The 3,260-nt window shown below is 36.9% G+C and carries 3 protein-coding genes and 2 pseudogenes; 3 read left to right on the top strand and 2 right to left on the bottom strand.

The window, feature by feature from the left end; genetic code table 11:
* Window positions 1-136: 136 nt before the first annotated feature.
* Window positions 137-322 carry a hypothetical protein gene (locus PAE54_RS12280; protein ID WP_326519643.1) on the bottom strand — a complete coding sequence of 62 codons (186 nt, stop codon included), beginning with the start codon at window positions 320-322 and terminating at the stop codon, window positions 137-139.
* A 69-nt stretch (window positions 323-391) separates the two neighbouring features.
* On the opposite strand from PAE54_RS12280, the pseudogene PAE54_RS12275 reads away from it, so the two are divergent.
* Window positions 392-918 (top strand): annotated as a pseudogene (locus tag PAE54_RS12275) (IS5 family transposase); the annotation flags it as partial.
* 74 nt (window positions 919-992) lie between these two features.
* On the opposite strand, the gene PAE54_RS12270 reads toward PAE54_RS12275, so the two are convergent.
* The gene (locus PAE54_RS12270; RefSeq protein ID WP_326519642.1) at window positions 993-2,198 is read right to left on the bottom strand and encodes a tyrosine-type recombinase/integrase; all 1,206 of its coding nucleotides are present in this window, start codon (window positions 2,196-2,198) and stop codon (window positions 993-995) included.
* 317 nt (window positions 2,199-2,515) lie between these two features.
* On the opposite strand from PAE54_RS12270, the pseudogene PAE54_RS12265 reads away from it, so the two are divergent.
* Both PAE54_RS12265 and PAE54_RS12260 read left to right on the top strand, forming a co-directional pair.
* Window positions 2,516-2,757 (top strand): annotated as a pseudogene (locus tag PAE54_RS12265) (ISNCY family transposase); the annotation flags it as partial.
* A gap of 104 nt (window positions 2,758-2,861) precedes the next feature.
* Window positions 2,862-3,260 (top strand): helix-turn-helix domain-containing protein (locus PAE54_RS12260; RefSeq protein ID WP_326519641.1); only part of this gene is annotated, 399 nt, incomplete at its 3' end.

The raw sequence follows: 3,260 nt of genomic DNA, 5'->3' as shown, positions 1-3,260 counted from the left end.
TAAGCCCAGAAGCCTTTGAACAGAAATATTTCAAGAATTTAGAGGGATCGACTGTCCACAATACTGTCTAGGATCAGATCATCATAAAAATCTTCTTCGGTCAGATAATAATGTAGTGCATCATCAAAAAACATTTTTATCGTACACGGTACATTTCAACGAGTGTATTTCTGGCTTGTTCAAATGTCTTAGAACCCATCACATAGTCATTAATTGCTTGTAAGCCTTTATTGTCTACAACCAAATTATCTACGGCAAATGAAGCTTTTACGATTTTAAAGGCTTCAGTACGGCTATTTCTCATACCAATAACTTTTTTCATAAAATTCTCGCTTCAAATGGATCATGCAGACTCTAAGGATATACCATTAATTAATCGTACACCACATTCAAAGGCGAACCAGGACGAAATCACACTTGTTCCTATACAGCCATTCAATGTTATTTGATGATTAAGCTATTATTTCGCTTATCCTTGCATATGTTCACAGGCTTTGTGTAAAGCCTCATTAAACTTTGTGGACTAGATTAGGCAGCACTAGACTATTCAACCCTATATAGAAAAGAACAGCATATTCATATCGTGATTAGCTACCCAAAAAGTCGTGATGGATTACATCTACTTTTAGACCATTCAGGCTTAAAATTCCTGGGTGAAGGAGAATGGAACCGCAAGAAACATCAACCTAAATATTGTCGCCTATGGCGTAAACTCCACATTTATATAGATGCAGAAACACTGCAAATACGGGTAGTTCAGCTCACAACAAACAATGTCAGTGATTCACAGGTACTCGGTGATTTACTCAGCCAAATTCAACAAGATGAGCAGATTGGTTCCGTTGACACCGTCTATATAGATGGTCTTATGACACGAAACATTGCCGACGGGTGATCGTAGCTCGACAAGCATATGCTTGGATGGTTTGGAAGAAATATCAGCTTTTGAAGGTTTGTGCAACAAAGCCACTCCTAAATTAGAAATACATTTATCATTTAACTGTAGTTAAATAATCAGCCCACCATTGCATCATTTCATGCCTATGTTCTAGATATTGAGCATGATTATAGCTGGCCCTTGTTTTGTCTTTATCTGTATGAGAAAGCTGAGCTTCAATCCAGGAATGCTGAAATAAACCCGATTCATTTAAAATCGTACTTAGGGTGGAGCGTAAACCATGAGACGATAGCTGATTTTTTTCATATCCCATGCGTCGGATTACGCTATTTAAGGTATTAAAATGTAAAGGTTTATCTTTTCTCATTGGACTAGAAAATACATATTTTTCACCAAATGACCATTCTAATGCAGATTTAACAATCTCTACTGCTTGGGTAGATAATGGAATAATATAATCGGGTATTTCAAATCCTAAAATAACTTTACGCCTAAATTGTTTTACATGATGCGCAGGAATACGCCATATTTTATTTTTTAAATCAAAATGTTGTGGTTCTGCTGCCAGAATTTCTGCACCCCGCGCTCCTGTATATAATTTTAACCATAATGCTTTTTTAATAATTGGATGGCTATTAACCTCATTTAACCGCAAAGTAAATCCGGCTAGATCCTCACCGGTTTTTAAATACGGGTAATGTCGTTTAATTTTCTGTGTAATTAATACCTTATGTAAACCGCTCGCAATATTAAATTCACAATATCCCATTGCCACAGCATAATCATACAGCTGATTTAAATAACTACATGCTTTTTTTGTGGGTTCTTTAACTCCACGGTACTCGATTTTTCGTATTACACTGACCAATTCAAAACGTCTAATTTCTTGGAATGACAGCTCACCTAATTCCGGTAAGATATCACTTTCTAGACATTTTTGTGCAAGCTGTACAACACCACAGCGTGGTACATCATCTAAAGCGTTTTTTCTTTTAAAAGCTAGCCACTCCTCTGCTACTTGTGAAAATAGCAGTACATGATCTTTTTTGTTAGATCGGTGTGGATACGTTGCTATTAATTTCCGTTCATCTCTCTCGGATCTTGCCTCTTTCAGGCTCATGTCTGGATAAACGCCAAGTTTGATACGAGATCGTTTATTGCTTCCACGAACAGAAAAACGATAACTCCATGACTTGGTTCCATTTGGTTCAATCTTAAGACTAAGACCATCATCGTCGGCTAGGAAGTAAATTTTCTCCCTCGGTTTAGCTTGGCGAACCTTGGATTCTGTAAGACTCATGAAATTAAATGAAACCATCAATGATGCTACGGACTTTAATTATATCAAAATATATAGAAATGTATGTGATGCGTAACATACGCATCACATATATTTTTAATTTATTGTTTTATAATAAATATTATTTTAAATATTAAGTATTAGTAACCACTTTGGATACCACTGTTCTTTTGAAAAATCACTAAAGCGAATTATGGTAAAAAGTTATAGTTGAGAATGGGTTAGAATTTCTAGTACGGTTAATCATTCACTGTCATTGACTACAGCTTTGTAAAGTATGTTATCAGTGCAGAAGCATTTGAGGCTATCTCATGTCGATCAAAGAGATGCATCTGGAAAATCAGTTCGCTTGCCGAAGCCAATGCACGGCTGCCCTGCTTCATTAAGCAGTTCAATCAGAAGTTTTCCAAATGTGCACGAAACTGCAAAAAAATTACATCGTCCCTTAACAGAGTCTGCTGAGTTGGATGATATTTTTACTTGGCGTAAACCTCGCAGAATCACGAATAGCCTGCCAACTACTTATGATAAATTTGTATGTATTCTTATGAATACTGAATAACATCAATTGCTTATGTTAGCGGCAGTGTAAAAATGACCCCCTAACGGCATTTAAAAACTGACCCCCTTGGTTAATATAGCGGTCATTTTGGACTGCTCAACATGTTAACTTTGGAGCAAGCAGTGACAATCCAAATATTTCATCAACAAGGTAAATCCATTAAAGCCATTAGTCGTGAACTGGGTGTGTCCAGAAATACCGTACGTAAATATTTACGGCAAAACACCACACCTCAGTATCAGCGTATACAGCCTAGAACAAGTATCCTTGACCCATATAAACCTTATTTGCTCGAACGCGTAAACGCAGCTCATCCTGAATGGATTCCTGCCGTTGTGCTCTACCAGGAAATTCTAGGGTTGGGATATCCAGGAAAGATCAGGATCTTGAGGGAATATCTTGCAACATTAAAACCAATTGCTAAAGAAGCGAATCTGTTCTTTAACGTGATTGCCAAGCGTTATGAAAAAGGCAGTACGATATTGACGAGTAACTTACCA

Origin of the sequence: Acinetobacter minutum, assembly GCF_035916735.1 — a bacterium.
Lineage (GTDB): Bacteria > Pseudomonadota > Gammaproteobacteria > Pseudomonadales > Moraxellaceae > Acinetobacter.
The sequence above is the reverse complement of the archived record's forward strand: the minus strand, read 5'-3'. Positions and strand labels throughout refer to the sequence as shown.

Bases quoted from the DNA above. Each gene is read 5' to 3' on its own strand.
- PAE54_RS12280 (WP_326519643.1), bottom strand. From the start codon at position 322: ATGAAAAAAGTTATTGGTATGAGAAATAGCCGTACTGAAGCCTTTAAA.
- PAE54_RS12270 (WP_326519642.1), bottom strand. From the start codon at position 2,198: ATGAGTCTTACAGAATCCAAGGTTCGCCAAGCTAAACCGAGGGAGAAA.